Here is a 15308-nt window from a genome sequence, read left to right as displayed (position 1 = left end):
CTAAAATTGCTGATTAACGCATGGTGACAAATTCCTCGGCAGCACTGGGATGAATGCCGACAGTGGCATCAAAATCGGCTTTTGTCGCCCCCATTTTTACGGCAATGGCTACTCCTTGAATAATTTCGGCGGCGTGATCTCCCACCATGTGCGCCCCAAGGATTTTACCACTTTCCTGATGGACAACTAATTTCATCAAAGTTTTGTCCTCTCGGCCTGGTAAAACATTGTAACCGGGGCGGAATTTAGACCGATAAACTTTAATCTCCGTGTCACCATATTGTTTTTTTGCTTGCAATTCCGTTAATCCCACCGTCGCCGCTTCAGGAGTAGAAAATACTGCCGAAGGAACGTTTTCATAACTCATTAACCGGGGTTTATTACCAAAGACTGTATCGGCAAAAGCTCGCCCCTCATTAATCGCCACGGGAGTTAAATTAATTTTATCGGTACAATCGCCCACGGCGTAGATATTATCTTCACTGGTTTGGCTATACTCGTTGACGACAATTGCCCCTTTTTTTACCTCGACATTGACATTCTCTAAGCCCAATTTTTCCAGCTTAGGAATTCTTCCAGTAGCCGCTAATCCTAGGGCATCAACAAAGAGCATTTCTGAGGTTTCTTTCCCCTGAATATGTACCTTTAACCCCTCTTCAGTTTTCTCGATCGAAGTGGGGAAAGTTTCGGGCATAATTTTAATTCCCTGACGGATCATTTCCCCTTGAATCTCATCGCGGATATCCTCATCAAACCCTCTTAAAATCTTGTCTTTACGGATTAACTGCACCACTTCCGTCCCTAATCCGTGCATAATACCGGCAAATTCTACCCCAATATATCCCGCCCCTAAAACTATAATTCTTTTTGGTTGTTCTGGCAGTTGAAACATGGCATCAGAAACTACTGTATGTTCGATCCCCGGAATATCAGGTTTAACGGGATGTCCCCCCACGGCAATTAAAATTTTATCGGCAGTAATTTTCTGATCTCCCACCTCTAGGGTATGGGTATCAATAAACTTGGCATAATTAGGAAAAAGCGTCACTTGAGAATTATCGAGCATCTTTTGATAAATGCCATTTAAACGGATAGTTTCCTGATTAAGCGCGCTAATTAATTTTTGCCAATTTAACTGACTCTCTACCGGACTCCAACCGTAACCTTCCGCATCCTTAAATAGTTGGGGAAAACGACTAGAATAAACCATTAATTTTTTAGGAATACAACCGCGATTAACACAGGTTCCTCCTAAACGATCGTATTCTGCTAATCCCACTTTTGCCCCGTATTCGGCAGCCCGTCTAGCGGTGGCAATACCCCCAGAACCACCACCAATCACGAATAGATCAAAATCATAACTCATAAAAATATCCTCGCAAATAAATAGAAATTTGACGGAATCAAAAAACTTTCAGGGCAAAAAGGAGAGCGAATATCTCGGATCAATCCCTAACTGAATCTATCGAGTAACTAGCACAATATAGTCACTAATGCTGCTAAATTAGAGCCAATTTGACTACTGCCAAGATTTAATTCTATGCTAACACGCCGATCGAAATTATCTTTTCTCTTGGGGACTTGTTCCCTATTTCTCTGGGTAAACCATCCCCTCACCCTCGCAAACCCCATCAGTCAAGACAATTCCCCCCCTTCCCAGTTTATCTGTCCAGCAGACTTAGCCACCGAGATCGATCGCATTTTGGCCCGCCCCGATTATCAAGGCGCTTATTGGGGAATTTTAGTAAAATCCCTTAATTCTCAGGAAAATCTCTATAGTCTCCACGAAAATAACTTTTTTACTCCCGCTTCTACTGCGAAATTATTAACCACTGCCGCCGCTTTTAGCAAATTTAACCGCGATTATCGTCTGAAAACCCCCATTTTAGCCCAAGGCAACCCCCCCGATTTAGAAACTTTAACCTTAGTCGGGAGGGGAGATGCAACCATAACCACAGAAAAGTTAGAAAAATTAGCAGAAAAGTTAAAAGCAGGGGGAATTAACTCAATTTCTCGCTTAATTGTCGTTGCTAGTCCTTTTGTCGTCTCCGATAGTCAAAAAACCTGGGAATGGGAAGATGTCTTTTTTGACTATGGAGTTAGTGCTTCTAGCTTGGTTTTAAACGAAAATTCCGTCACTTTAAGGCTTTTACCGCGACAATTGGGGCAAAGCTTAGATTTACAATGGTCCGATCCCATTGCCGCTAAACAATGGCTAATTGAGAATCAAACCAGCACCGCAGGGCAAGGAAGCCCGAATACTCTGGCAATTAAGGGCAATTTAGCCAATAATCGCCTGATTATCACTGGTTCTCTGGCTATTGATAGTCAAGATGATTTTAATTTAGCTATTCCCCAACCCTCGGAATATTTCCTGGATAGCTGGCGTAATATCCTTGAAAAAGCGGGAATTACCGTTAAAACCGCCGAAATTAGCTCAGAAATTCGCGGCGATGAAATCACCAATTTAGAATCAGAACCCTTAGCATATTTGGTGGAAAAAGTCAATAAAAATAGCGATAATTTACTAGCGGAAACCCTACTACAAATGCTCGGCGGTGTCTCGGGATTACAAGAAACTTTAACAAAACTGGGAATTAACAGCGATAGTTATAAAATCGGCGATGGTTCGGGGCTATCACGACAAAACCTGATTAAACCGAATACTTTAGGTCAAATTTTACAAATAATGGCAGAAAATCCTGATTATCGGCGTTCTTTAGCTATTGGCGGCATTGATGGCACTTTAACCAATAGATTTCGCCAGACTCCCCTAGAAGGACGATTACAGGCAAAAACCGGGACTTTAACCGGAGTTACCGCTCTCGCTGGTTATCTAGAAACCGCCGACAATCAACCCCTAATCTTTAGCATAACCGTCAATAACAGCGATAAACCCGCCACTACCCTCAGAAACGGCATCGATGAGGTGATTTTGCTCCTAGGACAGTTAAAACGCTGTTAATCTTTAGGAGGCAAAAGGCAAAAGGCGCTCATGCAAAAGGCAAAAGGCAGCTTTGTTCTCCCCAACACCCCAACTTCCCCAACCCCCAACCCGCAACTAATTCGATCGAGTCAATTAATCACAGAAGACTGTATACTTTTGTAAAAATTGCTTCTAGCTGACCTGTAGATTAATCGAGGGAGTTATTGATATATGTATATAGTTCAGGTTGCCTCTGAGTGCGCCCCGGTGATTAAAGCTGGGGGATTGGGGGATGTGGTATATGGATTGAGTCGAGAATTAGAAATTCGCGGTCATTGCGTGGAGCTAATCCTACCCATGTATGATTGTATGCGCTACGACCAAATTTGGGGCTTACACGAGGCTTATCGGGACCTGTGGGTGCCTTGGTTCGGTGGGGCAATTCACTGTAACGTTTTTTGTGGTTGGGTACACGGGCGCTTGTGTTTCTTTATTCAACCCAATTCGGGCGATAATTTCTTTAATCGCGGTACTTACTACGGTTGTAAAGACGATAATATGCGTTTTGCCTTCTTCTCTAAAGCCGCTTTAGAATTTTTGCTCAGAAGTAATAAACGTCCCGATATAATTCATTGTCACGACTGGCAAACCGGTTTAATTCCGCCCTTACTGTTTGAAATTTATAAATATCATGGTATGGGCAATCAGCGCGTTCTCTACACCATCCATAACTTTAAACATCAAGGATTTGGTGGTGCGGAAATTCTCTGGGCAACAGGATTAAATAACGATCCTTACTACTTTAGCTATGCCCGACTGCGCGATAACTTCAATCCTTTTGTGATTAATTTTATGAAAGGTGGCATCGTTTTTGCCAACTATTTCAATACCGTCTCGCCCCACCATGCTTGGGAAGCACACCACACTGATGTTAGTTACGGTTTGGGCCATACAATTCACCAGCATCAACACAAATTTACTGGCATTCTCAACGGTTTAGATTACAATATCTGGAACCCAGAAGTAGATAAATTTATTGCTGCACCCTACGGTGTTGATAGCTTCTCCGAGAAGGCACGCAATAAGAAGGCACTGCGAGAAAGACTCTGGTTAAGAGATGAGGCAGAAAAACCCTTAATTTGTTATGTCGGTCGTTTAGATGACCAAAAAGGCGTACATTTAGTTCACCATGCCATGTATTATGCCTTAGCTCGCGGGGCGCAATTTGTCCTCTTAGGTTCCGCCACCGAATCGTTAATTAATAACTGGTTCTGGCACGAGAAAAATCACCTCAATAATAACCCTGATGTTCATATTGAATTGGGCTTTAATGAGGAATTATCTCACCTCATTTATGCGGGGGCTGATATGATTGTGGTTCCCAGTAATTTTGAACCCTGCGGACTGACACAAGTAATCAGCTTAAAATACGGAACTGTTCCCATTGTCCGGGGAGTTGGTGGTTTAGTTAATACGGTTTTTGATCGCGATTATGATACCTATCACAAACCAGAAGAACGCAATGGTTTTGTCTTTTTTGATCCCGATAATAATGCCCTCGAATCAGCCATGTCCCGGGCATTGGAATTGTGGTACACTCAACCAGAAGAATTCCAAAAATTAGCGATCCAAGGCATGGAATGCGATTACTCTTGGAATCGCCCCGGGGAAGAATACGTTGCCCTCTATGAAATGATTCGCCACAAATAAGCTGTCTTGTCTCTAGCAATTCCCTGGCAATTGTCAACAGAAATTCTAGGAATAGATTTGTTGAAATTCCCCGGGGAATTGCTTTAGTTTTGACCGATTCCTGACTCCTAACCCCATCAACAAACTTTTTTAGTAAACCCTACCTAGTAGAGCAGAAATGTTAACTTTGCTTGGTATTCTTGGGTGAGGGGATGACTAACCCCCAAAATCTGAAATATGGCTAACATGGCTTTTCTTGCCCCATCCTGACGATATTTTCTACTTTCTCCCACCAGGCTGATCAGTTTATCTAAAGCGGCGGCATAATCTTCTTTTAATGCGGAATTAATCCCAGTAAAAAATATCGGATCGAGGGGATTATTTTCTGGTTTTAATTGTTGAAATTCTAGGAGAGTTTTCCAACCTTTTATAACAGGATTTTCCTCTTTAATAGCACTAATTAATCGATAGGCATCTGACCATTTTTCTAGACGCATGAGAAATTTGACCGCCATAATAATTAATCGCGGTTCGTTGGGATATTTAGGGAAAAGACGATCAAATAATTGTTTAGCTGCGGGCAAATTATCGAGGGCGATCGCTTCTTTGATTTCTGCTAATCCTGTTTCTAATTCCGATTGTAAATCGAGACGGGAAAATAAGTCTCTAATTTGTTCTTCTGGCAAAGCACCGACAAAACAGGGTAACACTTCTCCCTTGCTGACAATTCGCACATCGGGAACTCCTTCTACATTGTATTGTTCGGCTAATTCGGGACTTTTATCTATATCTATTTTTGCCAGGATAAAATTATATTCACTTGCCAGTTTTTCCAGCATCGGTTTTACCAATTTACAGGGTCCACACCACAGGGCATAAAAGTCTAAAATCACCGTATTTAGATAGGATTTCTCGATCACTTCACTGTCAAAATTTGTCCCATCTACATCGATAGAATATCCCATCTATTTCTCCTCTAATAAATTATTTTTCAGCTAGTTTTGTCTCACTTATCTCTTTTACCCAAAGGGCTAATCCTCCCCCTCGTCCCCGGGCTGCTATCATTGTTTCTGTGATCAGAAAATAGGCAAAAAATGCCTGTTTTTTGATACTTTCCTGATAAAAATTCGCTTCGCTTACCTGGCCATTTCTAATAAAACCTGAATAGAGAGAGCGATTAAATAGGGTTAGGTTGAGCCGGGTGAAATCAAAGGCGAGAAGACGGGTTTTAGGAAAAAACTTAACCGGACCGCTTACAGATAGTTTTACTGCCCCTAAAACTATCTGATTGCTGACGCTTCCAGAGATAAATTCTCCCAGTTCTAAACTCTCATTTCTTTGGTAAGAGATGGTAATTTTTAACCAGGATGGTAGATAGCGACCCTTCCCCAAAACAATTCCCGCTCTCTTTTTCGCTTTTTGAGTTCCCGTGATAAAGTATAATCGCCAAGTACCGACTAAAGCCTCAAAAGTCAGATTTTCTTTAGTTTTTTTAGTGTTTTTTTCTTTGGTTAAGAGAAATTCTAGCAATTGAGAGACAGGGGGGCGATTATTGTCCTCAAGTATTAGGGGTGAGTCGAGATTTATAACCATGATTTGAGACAGTGCCAAGATATTTTAGCTGAAGCTACCGAACTCGAAAAAGCGAGCGATAAACCGGTTGACCTTTATTATAAGTGGACTTTTCCCTTTCCGTCGCTATGGGGAAAATATTTTCCTCTAACCAGGGGGTTTGATGTTGCCGAACAAAATGGGGATGTGCTTGAAATCTCTCCGTCATTTCCAGGGCGATCGATTCCACATCCGACTGTAAAAAAACCCAGCCTCCAGCTACCATATACTTAGCCAAAGCTATGACTAATTCCGGCTGCACAACTCGACGCTTACTGTGACGCTGTTTAAACCAAGGATCGGGAAATTGAATCGACACCCAAAATAACTTATCTGCGGGCAAAGATTGCAGTAAAATTTCTGGGGCAACATTCATATTGCCAAAAACAAAAGCGAGATTACTTAATCCTAACCTTTCCCGTTCCTGATTGGCTTCAATTACCAAAGGTTGACGAATTTCAATCCCCAAAAAATTAATTTCTGGATATACTTGGGCCATTTGTAACAAAAATTTACCCCGCGCACAACCAATATCAAGATGGAGAGGTGGCGTCATATCCTGATAAACTTGATTCCAATCGGGGGGAGCGATCGGATGGCGATATTTATGACTTAAGGGATTGACGTGCTGACGAACGCGAACTTTAGCCAAAGATATTTTCTCCTCATTTCTCCTCGGTCAATCTAGTTTACCGATATTTAGCCCAATTGAATGCGATGAATTTCCGTTTCGCCATTCTCAGCGATCCTCATATCGCTTTACCCACAACCATTTTGAACCATTCTAATCGCTTTCATCTGGTGGAAGTGAGTATTCCCGCTTTAAAAATTGTTTTAGACCATCTGATCACCCTTAACCTCGATTTTCTGCTGATTGCTGGCGATTTAACCCAAGATGGTGAACCAGAAAATCATCGTTGGTTAGCCGATTGTTTAGCTACTTTACCCTTTCCCGTCTATGTGGTGCCGGGTAATCATGATGTTTTGAGTTTAACCGCAACAGAAAACCAGATCGGTTTAGGAGATTTTCCCTTTTATTATCAACAATTTGGTTACAGCGACCCCGAACAAATATACTACCAAAAAGAAATTTTACCCGGAGTGCAATTAATCGGTCTTAATTCTAATCAATTCGATGAGCAAGGTGGACAAATTGGCAGTTTAGATGCAGAACAATTGCATTGGTTAAAACAGATTTTACCAGCGCTAAAAAACGATCTAGTGATGGTGATGATCCATCATAACGTTATCGAGCATTTACCCGGACAAAGCAATCATGAATTAGGTAAACGCTATATGTTGGCTAATGCGGGAGAACTGCTCGATATACTACAGGAAAACGGCGTAAAATTGTTGATTACCGGCCATCTCCACGTGCAGGATCTGGCTTTTAGTAGAGGTATCTATGAAATTACCACCGGTTCCCTCGTCAGTTATCCCCATCCTTACCGGGTGTTAGAATATTGCGAAAACACGGGAGAATTAGCCATAGAATCCTTTCATCTGCAAAATATACCCGGATGGGAGAATTTACCCGCTATTTCTCGGCAATGGTTAGGCGATCGCTCTTATCCTTTTATGATGCGTTTGTTAACCTGCCATCCCCTCAATCTTCCCATGAGTCTAGCGGAGGAATTAGCCCCGAAATTACGAAATTTTTGGGCAGATGTGGCCCAAGGTGACACAATCTTCGATTTTAGCGATTTTCCACCCCTAGTACGCCGTTATTTCTACGCTTTCAGTGCCATCGATCCCCTCGGCAATCCCCATTTTATCGACAATCAAGCCGTAATTAGTTTCAAGCATCAGTTCAGTTATCAGCGCTCAGACTTGCTGGTGGAGATGAGAGAATAGCTGCAACCAATAATTAACTATAGCTATAGTTATGGTACGCGGCTGCTATCTTGGCAGAAAATGTCAAAACACCCTACACCCATAAGGGAGGATTTTTGATTTTTGCCAGGGAGGTGATATTAACGAAGTGTGTGCGATCGCAGCATCTCCCCCCTGTCCGCCCTATCTTTCGCGGGCGACCCCTGCTAGGATAAAATACGGGTGAAAAATTGCTAATCCAAGGAGTACAGACGTGATTGAACCTTTAGTGCTAGGGATTGTCCTAGGCTTAATTCCCATTACCCTAGCGGGTTTGTTCGTTGCCGCCTATTTACAGTACAAACGGGGCAATCAATTCGGCTTAGACTAAATCTATCACGCCAATCCCCCGAATTGAGAAAATCTCCCGTCAAGCTAGGCACTAGACGGGAGATTTTCAACAGGACAGATTTGCCGCTTAACAGATTGTGGCTGCCGGCGTTGCCATCCCCGCAAAACTTATCTGTCTTACTGGGAAAGCACTCGCCTGAAACCAAAGGCTACACGGCTGTTAAACTAGGAAAACGAATAACGGTTTCCGTATATTCGGGAACCCATCCGGCGGTACTGGTGAAGTAACGTACTGCTTTAACTCGTTTACTGGCAGTGAGGTGAAACCAGTGTTCGCTATGGGCGGGAACATTGATGTATTCTTGAGGTTGAATAGTTAATTCCCCCTGAGAACCATCGGGAAAGACAAAGCCAAAAACCCCCTCCCCATCAATGATATAACGCACCTCATCGTCAGCGTGGGTGTGACAGCGCTCGAATTTTGCCAGTAAAGTGTCGAGATTGGGAATTTCAGGGTGTAAAACGATTAAATCTCTAGCTTGATAACCCGCTTCTTGCTTTAGTTGCTCAAAATAACCGTCTAAGCTGGTTAAAACTATTTCTTTTTCTTCTTCGGTAAGAGAAGCTTGCTTAAGTAGCTGACGGGTGGCCTGGTTTTCGATCGGCCAATAGTTTAAAGTAACATTTAATTTAGCCAATTCCAGACTAATATCGGCTAACTGGGTATAGGTTGTCCCATTCTCTAAGCGTAGTATCGCCATTGGTTATCATCCTCAAGATTACTTTTTCTATTTTAAAGTTTTCCAGAGAGAAGCCGCTCGATTTTTTGCGCCTCGATCCCTTGCCAGTTCCTAGGATTTTCTGCTCAAAAATGCTATTATGGCCTATATATGGGGAATTAGCTCAGTTGGTAGAGCGCTGCGATCGCACCGCAGAGGTCAGGGATTCGAGTTCCCTATTCTCCATTTTCCAGAGATATTAACCGCTTTTCAAGGTTCAAGAAAGATTATGAACCAGTCTCAACTTCCCAAAAAGGCGTTACTTTTATTTCTGGCGAGAATAGCAGAGGATTACTGACAGAAAAGCTAAAGGATTTGACTTGTGGTGGTAATTTTCCTTGAAAAAATGCCATTAATTCCTGAGTATTTCTTGGTAAGTGACTAAGGATAACTCCATTAGCTGAATTATCTTGAAGAAAGCGAAAATTGGCTTGAGTTCCATCGAGATAATTAACGTTAATTATCACGGGAGGGATTCTAAAGAGTTGTTTGACTATTTTACCCAACCAAGAATATTCAAATTTAACTTGAACACGAGTAATCCCACTATTACGAGTAGGTAATTCATAGACTTGATCCCAAGTAACATTAGTAGTCTCTCCTAAAGGGGTTGGACTGCAACGACTGACTTTTTGTTTTTCTAGAAGATAAAAGTTGGTTTTGATTGCGGGGACGCGGAAGGGCGAATTTACCGAGTCAAGTTGATAATTACAAACCACATAGGAAAAGGCTTTAGGTTCATCAAAAAAAGGATGTCTGTCATCAATAGATTGAAAGTGATAAATCAGATAATCTCTGGGAGATTGAGATAAGCTTTGATAATTTAGTTCATCCAGTTTTTCTGTATAAGCAGAATAGGATTGAATAATCGGCCTCGGTTTCCAATTAAGCTGATTGCCCGGAATAAGTGAAAATTCCCAGGGAATTATATCAATAGTTTTGCCTTGCACTTTTTCCAGCACAGAATCAGGTATTTTGGTAGCGGTAGCAATGACTTGTAAATTTTGAGTTGTACTTCTTTCACCTCGCATCTTTAATTCTGTGGGATTAAGCATAGAGGAAATGACAACCCCGATATTATTAAACACTCTATCGGGACTGAAATTACTCCACTGGCGAGCATTTTCCAGTATAGTCCGATTAGGACTAGAGGTGATAAGAATACATCCCAAAAAAATTATTCCCCAAGCACAATAGGCAATCTTCTTAAACCGAGAGTTTTTAATAATTATTGTATAGAGAGAAGCTAAGAGAATAACCACAAGTGTAAAAACAACAACGTGAGCATCTTGCCTAACAAATCCATGCTTAAATGATAAAAATATAGGGAAAATATAGGCAATAGCCAGACTAATTTTTTGGTCTATAATTGCCAGCGACATTAAAAGCAAACTTAAGGCAAAGCAGAGCAAGGCAATTAGTAAACGCGGGTAATTTCCTACAATACTCATCGCACTGGAATAACCAGAAGAAATTTGCCAAGAATTACTCAAATATTCCATGAGAGAGGGAAAATTATTTAGATTAATTGTTTGGAGAAGAAGTAACCCATAAAGCCCATAAAATACTAACAGAGGTAAGAAGTTAAGTAAGTAGTTCTGATTAAATAGAAGATAGATTTTGCCTTTGATCCCCCTTGCCTCCCTTAATACGGGGGGTGCCGATAGGCGGGCAGATCTGGCGATAAACCAGAGAGCCAAAGCTACTCCTCCAGCAATGCAAAGATTAACTATAATGTGAATAAAGGCTCGGTTATAAGAGGCTGGATAGAGAAAAATAAAGGCAATGGAAGGAATGCTTAAAGTTAAGTTAATACCAGCGAGAACATTTTTTATAACTATCGATGGTGACTTCTGAAAATATCCCCGAACAATATTAACAAATATGTAGATAAACAGGCTGCCTGCTAGATAAATTCCTAGAGTTAGTTTAGTGAGTATAGAGAACCCACTGATCATGCCAATAGCTATAGCTAAATAATTGATGTACTTTTGAAAAAAGTTATCAAAAGACATTAGTATCAGGAGGATAAATGTCATCTGATAATCAACAGTAAAGCCGATACTGTTGTAGGGATTTCCTACTAGAGTAGCAAAAATAATTGACAGCACAAAAACTATTTGATTGCTATAGCTTTTAATAAATAATAATCTGAGAATAACCACCCCTAATAGACAAAGGTGTATCAACCAGCGAAAATAGATAATTTGGGAAAAGTTGTGATTTAAAGATGTGCCATGAACCAGATAGCCTAGTGGTCCATAGGTGAAGATAATATCTTGTCCAAAAATTAACTGTTTATGGGCAGCATCACTAATAGCAAAAGCCCAAGAAGCATCTAAACCAATTTCTAACCAGTCAATCCTAGGTAAATTTGCCAGAAAAAAGTAGGCAGTAATAATAATTAGTATTCCCTTGACGACTACAGGTAATTTGAGAGATTTTTTTTGCATAATTATTCAGTTAAAAAATACCTTTTAATTCCTTCTCGTGATTATAAATCCAATCAAAGATATCTTGGATTAATTTTCTACCGTCTCGCTGGGGTTGCCATCCAGTTATAGAACTGATTTTGCGAGAATCAGTTATAAAAATTGGCATATCTCCGGTGCGATTTTCGGGAACTGCCTCAATCATTATACTATTGCCCGTGATTTCCTGACATAGTTTTGTGGTTTCGTAAAGAGACAAAGAAAAATCTTGCCCACCCCCCACATTAAAAGTCTGCCCTTTGAATTGTTCTAAATTAGCAATCTGAATATCGATTAAATCGAGTAAATCAGCTACATGAAGAAAATCTCTAACCTGTTTCCCTGTACCCCCATAACCGATATATTTTAAGGACTTCTGAAAGTAATGATTAGCCACCCAAAGGGCAAAAACTCCCTGATCAACTTTTCCCATCTGCCAAGGACCAGTTAAAACTCCACAACGATTAATTAAAGTTCTTAATCCGTAGGCATCCCCATATTCATTAATAATCAATTCCGATGCTAACTTAGTCGAACCGTAGAGAGAACGGGGCAAATCTAAGGGAAATTGTTCACTGATACCAAAAGCAGAAACCCCGGGTAAATTTTGCTGTTCAGATAACTGAAAACGAGTATCTGTTTCTGTATAGTTTAATTGATTAAGATAGGCAATGGGATAAACTCTGCTGGTGGAGAGAAAAATAAAATCTGCTTGGGTTTGTCTAGCTAATTCTAAACAGTTAATCGTTCCAATTAAGTTAGTCTGCAAAACATAGCCGGGGGAATTATAACCAGCTAAAACGGAAGGTTCTGCCGAACATTCTAGGATTAAATCCACTGGCAAAGCGGATGCTTCTAAGTCTTCCGCATTTCTGACATCTCCATGAACAAATTCAATTCCCGCTTGTTTGAGACGGGGAATATTTAATTCAGAACCGCGACGTTTTAAGTTATCTAAAGCGATAATTTTCCAATCAGGATAACGTTGGGCTAATCCCAAACCTAAAGAACTGCCCACAAAACCCGCACCACCAGTAATTAACACTTGCCTAGTCATCAATAATACTCCACTAGATAATAATTATCAACCGACTTGATTCTTTTTCTGTTTGCGCTTATAGTCGCCTCGAGAAAGGTATTTTTCTAACCAGATAGAGAGAACTATAAATAAATAACGACTACCCATTTCTTTGAGTTTTAACTTGGAAACCCCCGTGGTACGATTGCGCCAAGTGATGGGAATTGTCGTGTAGGAATATCCTCGCACGATTGCTTTTAAGGGCATCTCTACTGTTAAGTTAAAATGGTGAGAGAGTAGAGGTGAGATTCCTTCGATAACCTCCTTCCGATAGATTTTAAAGGCGTTAGTGGTATCATTAAATTTTAGCCCAAATAAAACTTGAATGAAGAGATTAGCCAAACGATTGACGAATAACTTGTGTATGGGATAATCAATAACTTTTCCTCCCCTGATAAAACGAGAACCAAAAACGCAATCGTAGCCTTCTTGCAGTTTATAATAATAGTCCACCATGTTATCGGGAGAGTCGGAATTATCTGCCATTACTACTGCCACCGCATCGCCGCTAAAATTTTCTAATCCACAGCGTACCGCAAAACCAAAACCATTGGGATAATAGTTATTGATGTAGCGAATCCGAGGGTTTTCTTGGTTGATTTTTTGCAGAACTGCTTCGGTGTTATCTTTGCTATTGTCATTAACAACTAGGATTTCATAATCAATTTTATCCCGTTCTAAACGTTCGGATATTAAGTGAGCAGTGCTTTCGATGCAATCTTCTTCGTTGTAAGCAGGGATAACTATTGATAAGGTTTTTACTGCATGGTTATCCCTTGATTGACGTGGGTGAGAGTAACCGTCCATCTCGAAAGCTGGTGCTAATCCTTCGGGATAGTACATTTCTGTCTCATTAGTCTTATTCTTGGGTTTAAAAATTAGGCTATCACTGGCAACATAGTTAATACTAGCTCCCAGTAAAACCCCAATCATTGTGTTAACTCCGGGGCTAATTCCTAACCAGTTTAAGAAGGGAAATATCAAGAAAACTCGCAGTAAAACGGCTAAACCTGCCGAGAGATGATAGAGAGGAAGTTGTATCAAAATCACATCTCTGATTGTCCAATCTCCTCCAGTCCACACCCAGATTCTATAGATAAAGAAACTAGCAATTAAAGATATTTCTATCGAAATAACATTAGCAACATTCTTCAGAAATGGGGTATTAAATCCCAAGTCGTCAATGAACCAATAAATTAAGAATAAGTTGATTAGAAATGCCACTCCCCCAGCAATGAGAAATCGGAAAATTTTATTCTTGTAGATTTTAGTTAACATAATAGTCTCTTAAATATGCTCTGGTTTAGTTTTTTTAGGTCAATATTGCTATTAATATCCTCTTACTAACTAATTAACATAGTCCCTCAATTACTAGCAGTATATTTTGCTAAAAATCACTTTGGTAACGAGGGAAAACTAGCAGATAAAAATTGACCAGAATAATTCTTGATTTGCCCTAAGTCCAACGGCTAACGTTTTGACTAAAAATCTCTTTGAGAATATCCGTTACTGTGTAGGTTAACTGCCAATCAGGATAATGATTTTTAAACTTACTCACATCAGAAATCCACCAGATATGATCACCAATGCGATTAGTCTCCACATATTGCCAGTTTAACTTTTTATCCGCAATCGCTTCACATTCTTGAATAGCTTCTAACATGGAACAATTACTAAAGCGACTACCACCGATATTATAAACTTCTGCTACTCGCGGGGCCTGATAAAAATGATAGAAAGCATTGACGAGATCGTAACTATGAATGTTATCGCGTACCTGCTTACCCTTATACCCATAAATACTGTATTCTTTGCCGATCATCGTACATTTCATCAAGTAGGATAAAAACCCGTGTAATTGCGTTCCCGAATGACTTGGACCGGTTAAACAACCGCCACGAAAAGAGGCAGTTTTCATCTCAAAATAACGCCCGTATTCCTGTACTAATACATCCGCCGCCACTTTCGAGGCACCGAACAAAGAATGTTTACAAGCATCAATACTCATCAACTCGTCAATACCATGAGCAAAATAAGGATGATTTTCCGAGATTTCCCAACGTAATTCTTTTTCTATTAAAGGTAATTCATTCGGTCTATCCCCGTAAACTTTATTAGTGGAACAGAAAATAAATACTGCTTGGGGACAGTGTTGACGAGTATTTTCTAATAATACTAAAGTTCCGTTAGCATTGACACTAAAATCCATATAGGGATCCTTAGCTGCCCAATCGTGGGAAGGTTGCGCCGCCGTGTGGATAATCAAGGATATATCATGACTATAGGTTTTAAATATAGCTGCAATAGCTTCATGATCGCGAATATCCACAGCATGGTGAATGTATTTATCCCCGTAATCTTGGGATAATTTGGCTCGATTCCACTCCGTTGAAGCGTCTTCGCCAAAAAATACCTGACGCATATTATTATCGATGCCGACAACGGTATAACCCCGATCACAAAAAAATCTGACTGATTCGGAACCGATTAAACCAGCAGAACCGGTTACTAGAACGATCGCCATAACTATATCCTGAATTTTTTGCCTAGTTGTTCAGAAATTTCCCAAGTTGAGAAAACTTTCCCCGACT

13 protein-coding genes and 1 tRNA gene are annotated in these 15308 nt (G+C 40.5%); 5 read left to right on the top strand and 9 right to left on the bottom strand.

Going from position 1 to position 15308, the window contains the following annotated elements; genetic code table 11:
* Nucleotides 1–13 precede the first annotated feature (13 nt).
* The gene (gorA, locus tag myaer_RS07700) at nt 14–1366 is read right to left on the bottom strand and encodes a glutathione-disulfide reductase (RefSeq protein WP_046661651.1); all 1353 of its coding nucleotides are present in this window, start codon (nt 1364–1366) and stop codon (nt 14–16) included.
* Between the two features lie 174 nt (nt 1367–1540).
* Between gorA and dacB the strand changes: the two genes are divergently transcribed.
* Nucleotides 1541–2965, top strand: coding sequence for a D-alanyl-D-alanine carboxypeptidase/D-alanyl-D-alanine-endopeptidase (gene dacB, locus myaer_RS07695; RefSeq protein WP_046661650.1), 1425 nt, complete (start codon nt 1541–1543; stop codon nt 2963–2965).
* A 192-nt stretch (nt 2966–3157) separates the two neighbouring features.
* On the top strand, nt 3158–4636 hold the full coding sequence (gene glgA, locus myaer_RS07690; RefSeq protein WP_046661649.1) for a glycogen synthase GlgA: 1479 nt from the start codon (nt 3158–3160) through the stop codon (nt 4634–4636).
* 143 nt (nt 4637–4779) lie between these two features.
* Here the strand turns inward: glgA and myaer_RS07685 are convergent, their stop codons facing one another.
* From myaer_RS07685 to trmB, 3 genes are read right to left on the bottom strand one after another with little or no spacing between them, the layout of a single operon-like run.
* Complete coding sequence (locus tag myaer_RS07685) at nt 4780–5580, bottom strand: tetratricopeptide repeat protein (protein ID WP_046661648.1); 801 nt, start codon at nt 5578–5580, stop codon at nt 4780–4782.
* 19 nt (nt 5581–5599) lie between these two features.
* On the bottom strand, nt 5600–6208 hold the full coding sequence (locus tag myaer_RS07680; RefSeq protein WP_046661647.1) for a hypothetical protein: 609 nt from the start codon (nt 6206–6208) through the stop codon (nt 5600–5602).
* Between the two features lie 34 nt (nt 6209–6242).
* On the bottom strand, nt 6243–6878 hold the full coding sequence (gene trmB, locus myaer_RS07675) for a tRNA (guanosine(46)-N7)-methyltransferase TrmB (protein ID WP_046661645.1): 636 nt from the start codon (nt 6876–6878) through the stop codon (nt 6243–6245).
* A gap of 65 nt (nt 6879–6943) precedes the next feature.
* Here trmB and myaer_RS07670 point away from each other — a divergent pair, with 65 nt between their 5' ends.
* Entirely contained in the window at nt 6944–8080 is a 1137-nt protein-coding gene (locus myaer_RS07670) for a metallophosphoesterase family protein (protein WP_046661642.1), read from the top strand.
* A gap of 232 nt (nt 8081–8312) precedes the next feature.
* A complete protein-coding gene (gene petG, locus myaer_RS07665; protein WP_002738052.1) occupies nt 8313–8429 on the top strand; it encodes a cytochrome b6-f complex subunit V in 117 nt (38 codons plus the stop codon).
* Nucleotides 8430–8598: 169 nt separating this feature from the next.
* On the opposite strand, the gene myaer_RS07660 is transcribed toward petG, so the two are convergent.
* Nucleotides 8599–9150, bottom strand: coding sequence for a 1,2-dihydroxy-3-keto-5-methylthiopentene dioxygenase (locus myaer_RS07660; RefSeq protein ID WP_046661640.1), 552 nt, complete (start codon nt 9148–9150; stop codon nt 8599–8601).
* A 131-nt stretch (nt 9151–9281) separates the two neighbouring features.
* Between myaer_RS07660 and myaer_RS07655 the strand changes: the two genes are divergently transcribed.
* Nucleotides 9282–9354: transfer RNA gene (locus myaer_RS07655), tRNA-Ala, on the top strand.
* A gap of 41 nt (nt 9355–9395) precedes the next feature.
* On the opposite strand, the gene myaer_RS07650 is transcribed toward myaer_RS07655, so the two are convergent.
* The 4 genes from myaer_RS07650 to myaer_RS07635 form a co-directional block, all read right to left on the bottom strand.
* A complete protein-coding gene (locus tag myaer_RS07650; RefSeq protein ID WP_046661639.1) occupies nt 9396–11621 on the bottom strand; it encodes a hypothetical protein in 2226 nt (741 codons plus the stop codon).
* Nucleotides 11622–11631: 10 nt separating this feature from the next.
* On the bottom strand, nt 11632–12696 hold the full coding sequence (locus myaer_RS07645) for an NAD-dependent epimerase/dehydratase family protein (protein ID WP_046661638.1): 1065 nt from the start codon (nt 12694–12696) through the stop codon (nt 11632–11634).
* A gap of 27 nt (nt 12697–12723) precedes the next feature.
* Entirely contained in the window at nt 12724–13995 is a 1272-nt protein-coding gene (locus tag myaer_RS07640) for a glycosyltransferase (protein WP_046661637.1), read from the bottom strand.
* A gap of 178 nt (nt 13996–14173) precedes the next feature.
* Nucleotides 14174–15241, bottom strand: a complete 1068-nt coding sequence (locus myaer_RS07635) for an NAD-dependent epimerase/dehydratase family protein (protein WP_046661636.1) — start codon at nt 15239–15241, stop codon at nt 14174–14176.
* Nucleotides 15242–15308 lie beyond the last annotated feature (67 nt).

Source organism: Microcystis aeruginosa NIES-2549, assembly GCF_000981785.2.
GTDB classification, from domain to species: domain Bacteria; phylum Cyanobacteriota; class Cyanobacteriia; order Cyanobacteriales; family Microcystaceae; genus Microcystis; species Microcystis aeruginosa_C.
The sequence above is the reverse complement of the archived record's forward strand: the minus strand, read 5'-3'. Positions and strand labels throughout refer to the sequence as shown.

Excerpts from the sequence above, each read along its gene's own strand:
- gorA (WP_046661651.1), bottom strand. The coding sequence starts at position 1,366 with ATGAGTTATGATTTTGATCTATTCGTGATTGGTGGTGGTTCTGGGGGT.
- dacB (WP_046661650.1), top strand. The coding sequence starts at position 1,541 with ATGCTAACACGCCGATCGAAATTATCTTTTCTCTTGGGGACTTGTTCC.
- glgA (WP_046661649.1), top strand. The coding sequence starts at position 3,158 with ATGTATATAGTTCAGGTTGCCTCTGAGTGCGCCCCGGTGATTAAAGCT.
- myaer_RS07685 (WP_046661648.1), bottom strand. The coding sequence starts at position 5,580 with ATGGGATATTCTATCGATGTAGATGGGACAAATTTTGACAGTGAAGTG.
- myaer_RS07680 (WP_046661647.1), bottom strand. The coding sequence starts at position 6,208 with ATGGTTATAAATCTCGACTCACCCCTAATACTTGAGGACAATAATCGC.
- myaer_RS07670 (WP_046661642.1), top strand. The coding sequence starts at position 6,944 with ATGAATTTCCGTTTCGCCATTCTCAGCGATCCTCATATCGCTTTACCC.
- myaer_RS07660 (WP_046661640.1), bottom strand. The coding sequence starts at position 9,150 with ATGGCGATACTACGCTTAGAGAATGGGACAACCTATACCCAGTTAGCC.
- myaer_RS07650 (WP_046661639.1), bottom strand. The coding sequence starts at position 11,621 with ATGCAAAAAAAATCTCTCAAATTACCTGTAGTCGTCAAGGGAATACTA.
- myaer_RS07645 (WP_046661638.1), bottom strand. The coding sequence starts at position 12,696 with ATGACTAGGCAAGTGTTAATTACTGGTGGTGCGGGTTTTGTGGGCAGT.
- myaer_RS07640 (WP_046661637.1), bottom strand. The coding sequence starts at position 13,995 with ATGTTAACTAAAATCTACAAGAATAAAATTTTCCGATTTCTCATTGCT.
- myaer_RS07635 (WP_046661636.1), bottom strand. The coding sequence starts at position 15,241 with ATGGCGATCGTTCTAGTAACCGGTTCTGCTGGTTTAATCGGTTCCGAA.